This is a genomic window from Thermoanaerobacterium thermosulfurigenes (genome assembly GCF_051201035.1).
Lineage (GTDB): Bacteria > Bacillota > Thermoanaerobacteria > Thermoanaerobacterales > Thermoanaerobacteraceae > Thermoanaerobacterium > Thermoanaerobacterium thermosulfurigenes.
The window spans coordinates 1-14860 of sequence record NZ_JBPODR010000008.1; the positions used below are offsets into that span (position 1 = coordinate 1).

General features: G+C 37.4%; 15 protein-coding genes, 1 riboswitch and 1 other annotated feature (1 of these 17 cut by a window edge). Of the genes, 2 read left to right on the forward strand and 13 right to left on the reverse strand.

What is annotated here, in order from left to right:
- Positions 1-169 precede the first annotated feature (169 nt).
- Positions 170-706, reverse strand: a complete 537-nt coding sequence (gene lepB, locus HNR52_RS04385) for a signal peptidase I (RefSeq protein WP_013786854.1) — start codon at positions 704-706, stop codon at positions 170-172.
- Between the two features lie 140 nt (positions 707-846).
- On the opposite strand from lepB, the gene HNR52_RS04390 reads away from it, so the two are divergent.
- The gene (locus HNR52_RS04390) at positions 847-1014 is read left to right on the forward strand and encodes a hypothetical protein (RefSeq protein WP_013786853.1); all 168 of its coding nucleotides are present in this window, start codon (positions 847-849) and stop codon (positions 1012-1014) included.
- 91 nt (positions 1015-1105) lie between these two features.
- A complete protein-coding gene (ytvI, locus tag HNR52_RS04395) occupies positions 1106-2170 on the forward strand; it encodes a sporulation integral membrane protein YtvI (RefSeq protein ID WP_013786852.1) in 1065 nt (354 codons plus the stop codon).
- 43 nt (positions 2171-2213) lie between these two features.
- Here the strand turns inward: ytvI and ribH are convergent, their stop codons facing one another.
- From ribH to ilvN, 12 genes are all read right to left on the reverse strand, one after another.
- A complete protein-coding gene (gene ribH, locus HNR52_RS04400) occupies positions 2214-2684 on the reverse strand; it encodes a 6,7-dimethyl-8-ribityllumazine synthase (protein WP_013786851.1) in 471 nt (156 codons plus the stop codon).
- 23 nt (positions 2685-2707) lie between these two features.
- Positions 2708-3898, reverse strand: coding sequence for a bifunctional 3,4-dihydroxy-2-butanone-4-phosphate synthase/GTP cyclohydrolase II (locus HNR52_RS04405; protein WP_435619793.1), 1191 nt, complete (start codon positions 3896-3898; stop codon positions 2708-2710).
- A gap of 14 nt (positions 3899-3912) precedes the next feature.
- The gene (locus HNR52_RS04410) at positions 3913-4533 is read right to left on the reverse strand and encodes a riboflavin synthase (RefSeq protein WP_435619794.1); all 621 of its coding nucleotides are present in this window, start codon (positions 4531-4533) and stop codon (positions 3913-3915) included.
- Between the two features lie 8 nt (positions 4534-4541).
- Entirely contained in the window at positions 4542-5624 is a 1083-nt protein-coding gene (gene ribD / locus HNR52_RS04415) for a bifunctional diaminohydroxyphosphoribosylaminopyrimidine deaminase/5-amino-6-(5-phosphoribosylamino)uracil reductase RibD (RefSeq protein WP_013786848.1), read from the reverse strand.
- Positions 5625-5687: 63 nt separating this feature from the next.
- Positions 5688-5801, reverse strand: a riboswitch (FMN riboswitch).
- Between the two features lie 44 nt (positions 5802-5845).
- Positions 5846-7501, reverse strand: a complete 1656-nt coding sequence (ilvB, locus tag HNR52_RS04420) for a biosynthetic-type acetolactate synthase large subunit (RefSeq protein WP_435619795.1) — start codon at positions 7499-7501, stop codon at positions 5846-5848.
- 34 nt (positions 7502-7535) lie between these two features.
- Positions 7536-9200: a dihydroxy-acid dehydratase gene (gene ilvD / locus HNR52_RS04425; protein ID WP_435619796.1), complete on the reverse strand. Its 1665-nt coding sequence runs from the start codon at positions 9198-9200 to the stop codon at positions 7536-7538.
- Between the two features lie 4 nt (positions 9201-9204).
- On the reverse strand, positions 9205-10272 hold the full coding sequence (gene leuB / locus HNR52_RS04430; RefSeq protein ID WP_435619797.1) for a 3-isopropylmalate dehydrogenase: 1068 nt from the start codon (positions 10270-10272) through the stop codon (positions 9205-9207).
- Positions 10273-10758, reverse strand: coding sequence for a 3-isopropylmalate dehydratase small subunit (gene leuD / locus HNR52_RS04435; protein ID WP_013786844.1), 486 nt, complete (start codon positions 10756-10758; stop codon positions 10273-10275).
- Positions 10759-12015: a 3-isopropylmalate dehydratase large subunit gene (gene leuC, locus HNR52_RS04440; RefSeq protein WP_435619798.1), complete on the reverse strand. Its 1257-nt coding sequence runs from the start codon at positions 12013-12015 to the stop codon at positions 10759-10761.
- Positions 12006-13199: a 2-isopropylmalate synthase gene (locus HNR52_RS04445; RefSeq protein WP_435619799.1), complete on the reverse strand. Its 1194-nt coding sequence runs from the start codon at positions 13197-13199 to the stop codon at positions 12006-12008. Before HNR52_RS04445 ends, leuC begins: the two co-directional genes overlap by 10 nt.
- Before the next feature lie 15 nt (positions 13200-13214).
- The gene (gene ilvC / locus HNR52_RS04450) at positions 13215-14210 is read right to left on the reverse strand and encodes a ketol-acid reductoisomerase (RefSeq protein ID WP_013786841.1); all 996 of its coding nucleotides are present in this window, start codon (positions 14208-14210) and stop codon (positions 13215-13217) included.
- Positions 14211-14714, reverse strand: a complete 504-nt coding sequence (gene ilvN / locus HNR52_RS04455) for an acetolactate synthase small subunit (protein ID WP_041592037.1) — start codon at positions 14712-14714, stop codon at positions 14211-14213. It abuts the gene before it with no gap.
- A gap of 43 nt (positions 14715-14757) precedes the next feature.
- Positions 14758-14860, reverse strand: a binding site (T-box leader); it runs 126 nt beyond the window's last position.

The window sequence follows — 14860 nt, forward strand, 5'->3', positions numbered from 1 at the left end:
ATTGTGATTTGTTGATATTCGTTTGGTTTGAATGCCATGGCTATGTATCGCTCCTTCTATTTCTTTTTGTTTATATTTCTATTTTACCATATTTTCAGTTTATCATGGATGAAAAAATACTTTTGACACCTTAATCAATTATACTATATAACAAATTCGATTTCAACAGCTATTTGCCAATCATAGATCCAAATCTGCTTAAAGGCCAAATTCTAAATACTATTTTGCCCATTATAGCATCTTTGGATACATATTTGTTTTTCCAATACCTTGAGTCAAGAGACTGATTTCGGTTATCCCCAAGCATGAAGTAGTGATTTGGCGGGACTTTATACGGTCCAAATGTCTCATTTTTATTCATGGGCTCTTTAAGGTACGGCTCTTTTACTGGCTTTCCATTTCTATACAATATCCCATTTTTAATCTCAATGGTATCTCCGCCAATGCCGATTACCCTTTTTACAAAGCTTACAGACGGATCGTCAGGATACTTAAATACGACTATGTCACCTCTTTTAATAGGTTCAAATCTGTATATGAATTTTAATTCAATAAACTTATCATTAAGCTGTATTGTGTTAAGCATAGAACCTGTAGGTACGTCAACAAGCTCAAACACATACGTCCTAATGAACATAGCTATGATAAAAGCAAGCCCAATAGTAAGTATCCAACTTACAATCTCTTTTTTAGTATTGCTCTTCATCGTCCAATCTCCTTTTTTAAATATACAGTTATTATTATATCACATCAATATTTCAAATACTAACTTTATATGTATTACAATGTATATAATAAATATATGTGTCAATAATTACTATATAAAATAATTTATGGGGGAATATGATGAACGAAATTAAATATCTATTAGAAATTGCCGACATAAAAGACACAGAGTACAAAAACACTTTAGCTTTGACATCATTGATAGAATTGCTTATCGAAAAAGGTATAATATCTCAATCAGAAATAGCTAAAAAATCTTATGAAATCAAAATAAAGACCGCCCAATAAATAAAATCCGGCAAAACCGGATTTTATTTATTCATTTATGTAGACACGTGGTTATTCCGATACTATAATAAAGAGTAAGGAGGGGTTTTTCGTGAAAGATTTTCTCTCGCGGTATCAAAGCACCATTAGAAATTCAATCGTAATATTGGCAGTTGTACTAAGCTTTTATCTATTTGTGTTCAAGCTTATTCCATTTTTGATGCCTTTTGCAGTAGCATTGTTTTTGGCGATTTTAATTGATCCTGCCGTAGAGTTTTCAGAAAAAAAGCTGAAAATACCAAGAGGATTGTCATCTGCATTTTTTATACTTTTATTGATTGGAATAATTGGTCTTTTAATAAGCCTTTTAGTCACACAGCTTGTATTCGAACTCAATACCTTAGCTGAACACGCACCAAGTTACACAAAAAATTTTGATGTAGTAATATCTGATTTGATAGACAGAATTAGGAGGTATTATGTATCGCTTCCTACAAACATCTCAACTTTTTTAGAAAGCAATCTTCAATCGATTTTAAATAATATATCTGTGTACGCTAAAAACTTCGCAGGATGGATATTAGGCTTGGCAACAAAGCTGCCTAACTTTTTCTTTATGTCAATAATAACAATCGTATCGACGTTCTTTTTAAGCAAAGACAAATGGCTCATATTAAACTTTATAAAAAGACAATTTCCATCAAATTGGGCATTTCACGCTGAAAATATAAAAGGGGATCTTTTTCAAACTTTAATAGGCTTTATAAGGGCTGAAATAACCATAATGTTTATCACTTTTTTAGAAGTTTCCATAGGGCTTACGATAATAGGATTTGATTACGCATTTTTGCTAGGGCTTTTAGTCAGCTTTATAGACATACTGCCTGTTTTAGGATCAGGTTCTGTATTAGTCCCATGGGCATTGTACAATATATTCACAAAAAACTACCTTATTGGAATCTACTTGCTTATCATATATGCCATCGTCACAGTCGTAAGGCAGATGATAGAGCCAAAGATAGTCGGCCAAAGTATAGGCCTTCATCCTCTTGTAACGCTTTTATCCATGTTTATCGGTGCAAGGCTTTTTGGCGGTCTCGGGCTTATAATGGGACCTGTTTTCGTAGTCGTCTTTAAAACATTTCAAAAATCCGGCATAATACCATCATGGAAGTAAAATACCCATCTTAAAAGCGTAATGCTTATAAGATGGGTATTTTTCATAAGCTTTCTATTTCCTTTATCAAATTGGCCATCTCAATTGCTGTAACAGCCGCTTCAAACCCTTTATTGCCTGACTTTGTTCCAGCCCTCATGATTGCCTGTTCAACTGTATCCGTCGTAAGGACTCCAAATATTACAGGCACATCGTAATCTACCGATATTTTTGCTATTCCTTTTGATACTTCATTTGCAACATAATCAAAATGCGGTGTATCACCTCTTATTACAGCACCCAGTGCGATAATCGCATCGTATTTTTTTGATGTGGCCATCTTCTTTGATACAAGGGGTATTTCAAATGCGCCTGGAGTCCAAGCAATGTCAATGCTTTCATCATCAACACCATGTCTTCTTAAAGCATCCAAAGCACCATCCAAAAGTTTATTTGTTATAAATTCATTAAATCTGCTTACAACAATGCCTACTTTTAAGCCATCTCCAATGAGTTTTCCTTCATACTTTTTCAATACAATCTCTCCTTTGCTTATTTTTAAAATGAAGTAAATATGTGGTCAAATTTTTCTTTCTTTGTTTTAAGATATCTTTCATTGTGTCTATTGATTGAAACCTCTATAGGAACTCTTTCTACAATTTTAAGGCCATAACCTGAAATACCAACCAGTTTTTTGGGATTATTTGTCATTATCCTAAGTTTTTTAAGCCCAAGATCCTTCAAAATCTGAGCTCCAATTCCATACTCTCTCATATCAGCCGGAAAACCTAATCTGATGTTGGCATCTACCGTGTCAAGTCCCTCATCCTGTAAATGGTATGCTTTAATCTTGTTTAAAAGTCCTATTCCTCTGCCTTCCTGCCTTAAATACAACAGCACACCTCCTTCTTTGCCAATCTTCTCCATTGCTGCATGAAGCTGATCGCCACAATCACACCTTAATGAACCCATAATGTCACCTGTCAAACATTCTGAATGAACCCTAACCAATGTAGGGTTATGAGACAAACCACCTTTCACCAACGCAACATGTTCTTTACCTGTTAGGATTTCTTCATAACCTATTATCGTGAAATCTCCATACTTTGTTGGCAAATATGCTTCTGCCACTCTTTTTATCAGTTTTTCATTTTTTCTTCTATATTCTATAAGATCAGCGATAGATATTATTTTTAAATTGAATTTTTTCGAAAATTCAATTAACTCTGGGAGTCTGGCCATTTTCCCATCATCTTTTATTATTTCGCAAATTACACCAGCACTTTTAAGACCTGCAAGCCTTGCTAAATCACACGCTGCTTCCGTATGGCCCGCTCTTACTAAAACTCCTCCTTCTTTCGCTTCCAATGGAAATACATGTCCAGGCTTTGTAAAATCATCCGGCATCGATTCATCATCTATAAGCATTTTTATAGTAAGTGCTCTTTCATAAGCAGAAATTCCAGTTTTACAGTTTTTATGATCTACAGATACTGTAAAAGCAGTTTCTTTTTTATCGGTATTATCAAAAACCATCTTGCCAATGTTTAATTTTTTAAGCCTCTCCTCCATCATAGGAACACATACCAATCCACGGCCGTACTTTATCATAAAGTTCACATGGTCACTTGTCACTTTTTCCGCAGCCATAACTAAATCCCCTTCATTCTCTCTATCTTCATCATCGACTACAATGACCATTTTTCCATTTTTTATATCTTCTATTGCGCTTTCAATAGTATCAAACATCTATGAACATCTCCTTATAAATAATTTTCTATTAAAAATTCATCAACGTTTTTCTTCGCCAAAAGCCTTTCTGCATACTTTGAAAGTATGTCAACTTCAATATTTACGGTATCTCCGATTCTTTTTATATTTAAAGTTGTATTGTTATCTGTATGGGGTATAATTGACACTGTAAAGTATGAAGCTGATGATTCTACCACTGTCAAACTTATTCCATCCACAGCAATACTTCCTTTATCAGCCACATATTTTGAATATCTTTCACCAATTTTAATTTTAAATGTCGTCGTGTCGTTTATTTTGTTTTTATCAATTATTGTACCAACGGTATCCACATGACCCGTCACAATGTGTCCATTTAGCCTACCTAATATGCTTAATGCCCTTTCTAAATTGACAATGCTTCCTATCTTTAAACTTACTAAATTGCTTGTTTTAAGTGTTTCATACATTATATCTGATGTAAATAAATCTTTACCTATATTTGTAACCGTTAAGCATACTCCATTTACAGCTACGCTATCTCCAATTCTTACACCATCTAAGACTTTTTTGCACTCTACCGCTATTTTGGTAATATTTCCTCTTTGAATCATCTTGACCTTTCCAACTTCTTCTATAATTCCTGTAAACATCTTAACACCTACTTTTTTATATAACCTTCTATAAGTATGTCATCGTCAAATTTTTTTATATCTATCTTTTCAATCATTATTGCGTCTTTAATCAAAGCAATGCCATCACCTTCCACAGGCGTCAATGAATTGCTTCCACCTATTATTTTGGGAGCAATATAAAACATAACTTTGTCTACTATTCCTTCTTTTAAAGCAGAATAGTTGAGAGTTCCTCCACCTTCTATGAGAATACTATCTATCCCTCTTTCCCCTAACGTATAGATCAATTTATTCAGATGGACTTTATTATCTTTTTTTTCGATTGTAACCACATCAACACCCAAATCCTTCAAAGCTTTCACCTTATCATGTGGCATCATATCTGTTGTAGCTATTAATGTCTTAGCAGATTTATCAATGATGACATTTGCATCTAATGGAATCCTGCCGTGACTATCCACAATAACTCTTAAAGGGTTTTTATATCCTTGCAATCTAACGGTAAGATGTGGATTATCTTTTATAACTGTATTAATACCTACCATTATTGCCATAACGCTACCTCTAACTTTATGGACATACTCCCTTGATTTTTCATTTGTTATCCACTTAGAATCGCCTGTAAAAGTTGATATCTTTCCATCAATTGTCATAGCGGATTTTAATATTACATAAGGTTCTCTACTTGTAATGTACTTTATAAATACTTCATTCAATTTCTCTGCTTCATCTTTTAACAATCCAGTATAAACATTTAAACCAGCTTCTTCAAGCTTTTTAATTCCCCTTCCTGCTACAAGTTCATTTGGATCCTCCATAGCGATAAAAACATTTTTTATGCCTGATTTTATGACAGCATCGACGCAAGGTGGTGTTTTTCCATGATGGCAACATGGTTCCAATGTCACATAAAGCGTGGCTCCATTTACATCTTCTTTAGCGTTTTTTAATGCATTTATTTCTGCATGTGGTCCTCCATAGTATTCATGATAGCCTTCACCTATTATCCTGCCATCTTTAATAATTACAGCTCCTACTAAAGGATTTGGGTTTGTGTGTCCTACACCAAGTTTAGCAAGCTGCAATGCCCTTTTCATGTATTTCTCCATAAAATCACCTCAAAAAATTAGCCCTGAAGCATGTAATACTTCAGGGCATAATGACAATTGCCATTTCGCCTTCTTTCATCCAGACTATACTGTCGGCTCTGGAATCTAACCAGATCTGCCATAAGGCTCGCGGGCTTTACCGCCGGTATGGAATTTCACCAATCCCTGAAGGTTTAATCTTATTTAGTTTCTATAATTATAACATTGATTTTATAAAAATGCTAGTCTATCATCTCTTCAATGGTTCCTCCAGCAGGAATAAATGGCAGAACCATTTCGTCTTTGTCTATGATACACTCTAAAACATAAGGATTGTTGTTTGACAATGCTTCACTAAAAGCATCTGTAAATTCTTCTTTTGTGTAGATCCTTCTTCCAGTTACCCCAAAAGCTTCGGCGACTTTTGAAAAGTTGAGATTCGGATTTAAATCCGTCTGAGAAAATCTTTTATCGTAAAGGAGATTTTGCCATTGTCTAACCATGCCAAGTGTTTGATTGTTGAGGATTATCGTTATAACAGGTATGTTGTACACCGACATCGTTTCAAGTGCATGAATATTCATCCTTATGCTGCCGTCACCTGCAATATTTACCACTCTTTTGTCATCTCGCCCTACTTGTGCACCTATTGATGCAGGAAGTCCAAAACCCATAGTTCCAAGTCCACCAGATGTGACAAATGTCCTTGGCTCTTTGAATTTATAGTATTGAGCCGTCCACATCTGGTTTTGCCCTACTTCTGTCGCTACTACAAGATTGTCTCCTCCAAGCTCTTGAACCCTTTCTACTATCCACTGTGGCTTCAATTTCCCATCGTCTTTATATTTAAAGGACGTTTTATCTTTTATTGATATAAGTTCATGAATCCATTCCCTATTGTCTTTTTCTTTTATCATTGCATTTAAAAGAGACAGGACTTCTTTGATGTCTCCTACTAATGGCACATCGACATCGATATTTTTGCCGATTTCCGCAGGATCGATATCAATGTGAATGACTTTTGCATTTGGCGCCAGACCCCCTGCTTTACCTGCAACTCTGTCGCTAAACCTTGACCCTACTGCAATAACCAAGTCTGATTTATAAACAGCCGTATTGGCATATCTGCTTCCATGCATTCCAATAAGCCCTAATGACAATTCATCATCTTCTGGAAAGCATCCAAGTCCCATAAGCGAAGTAGCTACAGGTATCATGTGCTTTTTAGCAAAATCGTACAAATTCTTTGATGCCTCACTCCATATAACTCCACCACCAGCAAAAATAACTGGCCTTTTGCTTGATGAGATTAACTCTGCTGCCTTTACTAAATCTGATTCTAATACTTGATGTTTCTTTGTTTCAACGTAAAAATCTTTTCGCTTAACAAAGTTTATATCTGCAGTCTGAATGTCCTTCGGTATGTCTACGAGAACAGGACCTGGTCTTCCATCTTTCGCTATAAAAAAGGCTTCTCTCAAAGTGTCCGCTAATTTATCAGGTGATTTCACAATAAAATTGTGCTTTGTCACAGGCATCGTAATTCCTGCAATATCAACTTCTTGAAAAGAGTCCTTTCCTATGAGGCTCGTAGCAACTTGCCCTGTTATAGCAACTATTGGCACAGAGTCCATGTAGGCATTGGCTATTCCTGTGACTAAATTGGTAGCACCAGGTCCTGATGTAGCAAAACACACGCCAACTTTTCCGGTCACTCTCGCGTATCCATCTGCCATGTGGGCAGCCATCTGTTCATGTGTTGCAAGAATATGCCGCAAGTCAGAATTGTACAAAGCATCATAAAGAGGTATGACAGAACCGCCTGGAATGCCAAAAACAACTTCTACTCCTTGCTCTTTTAATACCTCTATGACAACCTGCGAACCTTTTATGATCACGATATGCGCCTCCTTTCATGGAATTTAAGCTTTATCAATCGTCCTTTAAAACCGCACCAGTATTTGCAGATGTGACTAATCTGGCGTATCTTGCCATGTAACCTGTCTTAATGTGAGGCTCAGGCCTTCTAAAATTTTTCCTTCTTTCTTCCATTTCTTCAACGCTTATCTTTAAATTAAGCTTTCTTCCCGGTATATCTATTTCAATAATGTCCCCATCTTTTATCAAAGCGATTTCGCCGCCTTCCATGGCTTCAGGCGACACATGACCTATGCAAGCTCCTCTTGTAGCACCAGAAAATCTTCCATCTGTAATAAGAGCTACATCCTTGTCAAGTCCCATACCGGCAAGTGCTGATGTAGGACTTAACATCTCCCTCATGCCAGGCCCACCTTTTGGACCTTCATACCTTATTACAACAACATCGCCTTTTTGTATCTTGCCATCGTAAATCGCTTTTATGGCCTCATCTTCTGAATCAAAAACTCTCGCAGGGCCAGAATGGTGAAGCATCTCTTTAGACACTGCAGACGCCTTTACTACAGAACCATCCTTCGCTATATTTCCATACAAAATCGCCAAACCGCCTGTATTGCTGTAGGGATCTTCTACTGAGTGTATTACATCATGATTTTTTATCCGTGCATCTTTGAAATTCTCACCAATTGTATCACATGTGACTGTAATGCAATCTGTATTTAAGACTCCTAATTTTGACAGTTCTTTCAATACTGCCTGTATACCGCCTGAGTGGTAGAGATCTTCTATATGATATTTTCCTGCAGGACTTAATTTGCACAGATTTGGAACCTTCTCATTTATTTCATTTATCTTTTCAAGAGGTATATCGACTCCTGCCTCATGTGCAATAGCCTTTAAGTGAAGAACTGTATTTGTAGAGCCTCCTAAAGCCATATCTAAGCAAAAAGCATTTATAAAGGCATCTTCTGTCAAAATATCCCTTGCCTTAATGTCCTTTTCTACAAGCTCTACTATCTTCATTCCTGCTTTTTTTGCAAGTCTTATTCTCTCTGAGTAAACAGCAGGTATCGTGCCATTACCAGGAAGTCCCATGCCAAGCCCTTCTGTAAGGCAATTCATCGTATTTGCTGTAAACATACCTGAGCATGACCCGCACGTAGGACAAGCTGACATCTCCATCGTCTTTAACTCGTCCTCACTTATCTTACCTGCCTTCAATGCGCCTACTGCCTCAAACATGGAGCTTAAATCGCATGTTTCTCCTTCGTAACTTCCAGCCAACATCGGACCTCCGCTTATTACGATAGCTGGTATGTTTAGCCTTGCAGCCGCCATAAGCATACCTGGAACTATCTTGTCGCAGTTTGGTATCAGCACAAGTCCATCAAGGCCATGGGCCATAGCCATCGTCTCAACGCTGTCGGCTATCAATTCTCTTGAAGCAAGGGAATACTTCATACCTTTGTGATTCATGGCTATTCCATCACAAACACCTATTGTGGAAAATTCTAAAGGAGTGCCACCAGCAAGCCTTACACCAGCTTTTACTGCCTCTGCAATCTTGTCAAGATTTATGTGTCCAGGAATTATGTCGTTTTTTGAATTAGCAATGCCTATTAAAGGCTTATTTATCTCTTCATCGGTAAGCCCTAAAGCATACAAAAGTGATCTGTGGGGTGCTTTTTCAACTCCTTTTTTCACGCTATCGCTTATCATAAAATCACCTCTTTAAATATTTTACAACCATATCACCCATCTCTTCGGTGTTTAACATAGTGCCTTTACCTAAATCAGGAGTCCTGTATCCATCTTCCAAAAGATCATTTACCGCATTTCTTATGTCATTTGCGGCATCAATCATATCAAAGGAATACTCCAGCATCATCGCGACAGACAGTATTGTAGCCAAAGGGTTAGCTTTCTTCGTGCCAGCAATATCAGGAGCCGAACCATGTACAGGTTCGTAAAGCCCAACTTTGTCACCTCTCAAGCTGGCTGATGGCAACATTCCTATTGATCCGGTAAGCTGTGATGCTTCATCAGACAATATGTCTCCAAACATATTGGACGTAAGTATCACGTCAAACTGTGATGGATCTTTTATAAGCTGCATAGAGCAATTGTCAACATACTGATGGTTTAATTCTACATCTGGGTATTCCTTACTTACTTCATTGACGACTTTTCTCCATAATCTTGATGAATCCAAAATATTGGCCTTATCAACAGATGTAACTTTTTTCTTCCTGTTTCTCGCCGCTTTAAACGCTATATGGGCAATCCTCTCTATTTCCATCGTGGTATATGATTCTGTATCATATGCTTTATACCCATAATCAATCTTTTCAGTTCCTCTATCGCCGAAATATATGCCACCTGTCAATTCCCTTACAACAAGTACATCTAATCCGTCCTTTAAAATTTCGTCTTTCAAAGGAGATGCACTTCTTAAAGAATTAAAGAGAGTGGCAGGCCTTAAATTTGCATATACATCAAGGCTTTTTCTCAGAGCCAAAAGACCTGCCTCAGGCCTTTTATCGCCATCTAAATCGTCCCACTTAGGACCACCTACAGCCCCTAATAAGACTGCATCGCTTTTAAGACATGCTTCTTCTGTTTCCTTAGGATACGGCGTTCCAAACTCATCTATGGCACAGCCGCCAAACAGGTACTTCTCTACTTCAAATTCAATGCTGTATTTTTCTGAAACAGCATTTAATACTTTAAGGGCTTCCTCCATTACTTCTTTCCCTATTCCATCTCCTGGTAATACAGTTATCTTGTACATCTATACCACCTTTTCCTTCACGTAGTTTACAAGGCCGCCACATTCGATTATCCTCTTTATAAACTCAGGAAATGGCTGCGATTTAAACTCGATACCTTTTGTTATGTCTTTTATGACACCTGTCTCAAAATCGACTGAAACAATATCACCGTCTTCTATTGAAGATGCCGCTTCAGGACATTCTAATATAGGCAATCCTATATTTATGGCATTTCTGTAAAATATTCTGGCAAACGACTTTGCGATGACACAAGATATACCAGACTCCTTTATGGCTATAGGTGCATGTTCTCTTGACGAACCGCAACCAAAATTGTCCCCCGCAACCATTATATCTCCAGGTTTGACTCTATCTTTAAAGCTTTTATCTAAATCTTCCATGCAATGGGCAGCAAGTTCTTTTGGATCAGATGTATTTAAAAACCTTGCAGGTATTATTACATCCGTATCCACATTATCACCGTACTTTATTGCCTTTCCTTCCAATTAAGCCACCTCCTCAGGACTTGCTATATAGCCTTTTATGGCTGATGCCGCTGCTACAGCAGGACTTGCCAAGTACACTTCGCTTTCTGTGTGACCCATCCTGCCAACAAAGTTTCTGTTTGTAGTAGATATTGCCCTTTCACCTTTTGCAAGTATCCCCATGTGACCGCCTAAACAAGGACCGCATGTTGGCGTAGATACAGCAGCACCTGCCTTTATGAACTCTTCTATATAGCCTCTTCTCACACATTCCAAATATATATCTTGTGTGGCTGGAAAAATTATCAACCTTACATCTGGATGAACCTTCTTGCCTTTTAAAATTTCATACGTCACTTCCATATCTTGTAGACGACCATTTGTACAAGAACCTATTACAACTTGATCTATTTTTACATTTCCAACATCATCTATGGACTTTGTGTTTTCAGGCAAGTGAGGAAATGCCACTTGCGGCTTTATCGTTGATAAGTCTATATCGTATATCTTTACGTATTCTGCATCATCATCAGCTTTAAACACTTTGTAATTTCTCTTTGCTCTCCCCAAAACATATGCTTCGGTAATTTCGTCGTAATCGAAAATACCATTTTTAGCCCCTGCTTCTATAGCCATATTTGCAATTGTAAACCTGTCATCAATCGACAAAGACGAGATGTCGCCAGTGAATTCCATCGACTTATAAAGTGCGCCATCTACACCTATCATGCCGATGATGTACAGTATGACGTCTTTTCCGCTTACCCATTTATTAAGCTTTCCTTTAAGATTAAACTTTATGGCTTCGGGAACTTTAAACCAAGCCTTGCCTGTAGCCATGGCACAGGCCATATCAGTGCTTCCTATGCCTGTAGAGAAACACGTTATTGCACCGTACGTGCATGTATGGGAATCTGCACCTATTACCACATCTCCCGGCAAGACTAAGCCTTTTTCCGGTAAAAGCGCATGTTCTATCCCCATTTGTCCTACTTCAAAGAAGTTTACTATGCCATACTCTCTGGCAAATTTCCTTACAATATTTACTTGCTCTGCAGACTTTATGTCTTTGTTTGGAACAAAGTGGTCAGGCACTAATGCAATTTTCTCTTTGTCGAATACTTCTTTTACACCTATCTTTAAAAACTCTTTTATGGCAACAGGCGATGTGACATCATTGCCTAACACCATGTCAACGTCTATCTCTATAAGATCTCCAGGTTTAACTTCATATCCGGCTTTATTAGCTAAAATTTTCTGCGTAAGCGTTAACCCCAAAGCTCTCCCTCCTTAAAACTTTTACTGTTTAAAATGACATCTTCTACGATTTCTCTTATATCTTCATCATCTACAACCTTTTTGTTATCAGCTACATCCTTAAATCTCTTAAAAGCAATATTTATCTCATCTCGCGAAAGATTGAATCCCATGTTTTTTAACTTCAATTCAAAGGCATTTCTTCCGGATAATTTGCCCATAGATATATGATCAGTTGTTATACCTATGTCTTCTGGTTTCATTATTTCATAGGTAGCTTTATTATTTATAACACCGTGCTGGTGGATTCCAGCAGTGTGCCTAAAGGCGTTAAATCCAACAATGGCTTTGTTTGGCTGAAGTTCTATCCCTGCCATCTCACTTACCAGCTTACATGTGCTGTAAATTTCCTTTGTGTTTATGCCGTGGATTACATTAAAATAATCCTTTCTTGTATTTATGGCCATGATGACTTCTTCTAAAGCAGCATTTCCAGCTCTTTCACCTATCCCACATACAGTAACTTCCACTTGATCTGCACCGCTTTCCACTGCTGAAAGGGAGTTTACTACAGCCATACCAAGATCGTTGTGACAGTGAACGCTTATCGTCACATTTTCTCTGTCGTGAATATTATCTTTTACGTACTCTACTAATCTGCCAAATTCTTTTGGAACAGCATATCCTACTGTATCAGGTATATTTATTATCTTAGCTCCAGCATCAATGACTTCGTTAAATACTTTTACTAAAAAATCCCAATCAGTCCTAGATGCATCTTCGGCAGAAAATTGAATTTCATCAAACTTACCTAAAGCATATTTCACACTGTCAACTGCCATTTTTAAGGCTTCATCTCTGGATATTTTTAACTTGTATTTTAAATGAATATCAGATGTAGCAATAAAAAGATGTATCCTGGATTTTTTTGCATTTTTTAATGCTTCATAAGTTCTATCTATATCGCTTTTCACACATCTCGACAATCCTGCAACAGTGACACCATCTAAATTTTCCGCTACATATTTCACAGCCTCAAAATCACCGTTTGATGCAGCAGGAAAACCAGCTTCTATGACATCTACCCCAAGTGAAACAAGCTTATTTGCTATCTTATATTTAGTTTCCTTGTCAAAATTGACGCCTGGTGTCTGCTCACCATCTCTCAACGTCGTATCAAAAACAATGACTTTTCTATCCCCCATAAACAAGCCCCCTCTTTACTTCTTTTTAAGCCATGACATCATTCCACGGAGCTCTTTTCCTACCTTCTCAAGCTTTTGATTTGCTTCTCTTTCTCTTATGGCATTAAACTGCGGTCTTCCTACAGCATTTTCTAAAAGCCATTTCTTTGCAAACTCCCCTGTCTGAATTTCATTCAAAACTTGTTTCATTTCGTTTCTCGTATCTTCCGTTATTATCCTTTTGCCTGTCAGATAATCACCATACTCTGCCGTATCAGAGATGGAATACCTCATGTTGGCAAAACCGCCTTCATAGATCAAATCGACTATAAGCTTCATCTCGTGTATACACTCAAAATAGGCTATTTCAGGTTGATAACCAGCATCTACTAAAGTTTCAAAACCTGCTTTCATAAGCTCCGTGACACCGCCGCACAAAACCGCCTGTTCACCAAAAAGATCCGTCTCTGTCTCCTCTTTAAAAGTAGTTTCCAAGACACCTGCTCTTGTGCCTCCAATTCCTTTAGCATAAGCTAAGGCTATCTCAAAAGCCTTTCCAGTGTAGTTTTGATGAACCGCAACTAAATCAGGAACGCCTTTTCCTTCAGTAAAAACTCGTCTCACCAAATGTCCAGGTCCTTTTGGTGCTACCATGAAGACATCAACGTATTCTGGTGGCACAATTTGATGGAAGTGTATATTGAAACCATGGGCAAAAACTAAAGCATTTCCAGGTTTTAAGTGTTTTTCTATGCTTTCTTTGTACACTTTTGACTGCTTTTCATCAGGTATTAAAATCATTATTATGTCAGATACTTCACACGCATCATCTACATTTAAAACCGTAAGTCCATCCTGTTTCGCTCTTTCAGCAGATTTGCTTCCTTCATATAGACCTACCACAACATCTAAACCAGAATCCCTTAAATTAAGAGCATGTGCATGTCCTTGACTGCCATACCCAATTATCGCAATTTTCTTTCCTTTCAAAAGATTTAAATCTGCATCTTCATCATAATACATTCTTGCCATTTACAATTCCTCCTCGTATTCTTTTAAAATTCTATTTCCTCTTTCTAAAGTTATAAGACCTGTTCTTGTAAGTTCTCTTACTTGAAATTGTTTGATGAGTTTTATAAATGCCTCAACCTTTTCAGTGTCTCCAGTCATTTCAATGATGATAGAATCCAGTGAAATATCAATAACTTTGCCTCTAAAAGTATCTACAATATGCATGATGTCATCTCTCGTGCTGGAATTGATCTCGACTTTTACCAGTACAAGCTCCCTTGAGACATTAGGAAATTTGCCTACATCTTGTACCTTAATGACATCATACAGCTTGCTAAGCTGTCTTATTATTTGTGTTATCACATAATCGTCACCATCGACTGTTAAGGTAATGCGAGATTGATCGTTTTGTTCTGTGGTGCCTACAGCCAAACTTTCGATGTTATAGCCTCTTCTTGAGAAAAGACCTACAACTCTCGACAATACACCAGAATGATTGTTTACCAAGACAGATATTGTGTGTATGATAATATCACCCCTTTCACATATTAAAAAATCCCCGCCCTATATTCAGGGCGAGGATCATCTCGCGGTACCACCTGATTTCGTATTTACCTCACGGCAAATACCTCAGCAAGTAATCATACTTTACCTTTAACGCAGGTCTTACG

Excerpts from the sequence above, each read along its gene's own strand:
- HNR52_RS04405 (WP_435619793.1), bottom strand. The coding sequence starts at position 3,898 with ATGTTTGATACTATTGAAAGCGCAATAGAAGATATAAAAAATGGAAAA.
- lepB (WP_013786854.1), bottom strand. The coding sequence starts at position 706 with ATGAAGAGCAATACTAAAAAAGAGATTGTAAGTTGGATACTTACTATT.
- HNR52_RS04410 (WP_435619794.1), bottom strand. The coding sequence starts at position 4,533 with ATGTTTACAGGAATTATAGAAGAAGTTGGAAAGGTCAAGATGATTCAA.
- leuB (WP_435619797.1), bottom strand. The coding sequence starts at position 10,272 with ATGTACAAGATAACTGTATTACCAGGAGATGGAATAGGGAAAGAAGTA.
- HNR52_RS04390 (WP_013786853.1), top strand. The coding sequence starts at position 847 with ATGAACGAAATTAAATATCTATTAGAAATTGCCGACATAAAAGACACA.
- ilvC (WP_013786841.1), bottom strand. The coding sequence starts at position 14,210 with ATGGCAAGAATGTATTATGATGAAGATGCAGATTTAAATCTTTTGAAA.
- ilvD (WP_435619796.1), bottom strand. The coding sequence starts at position 9,200 with ATGATAAGCGATAGCGTGAAAAAAGGAGTTGAAAAAGCACCCCACAGA.
- HNR52_RS04445 (WP_435619799.1), bottom strand. The coding sequence starts at position 13,199 with ATGGGGGATAGAAAAGTCATTGTTTTTGATACGACGTTGAGAGATGGT.
- ribD (WP_013786848.1), bottom strand. The coding sequence starts at position 5,624 with ATGGAGAAATACATGAAAAGGGCATTGCAGCTTGCTAAACTTGGTGTA.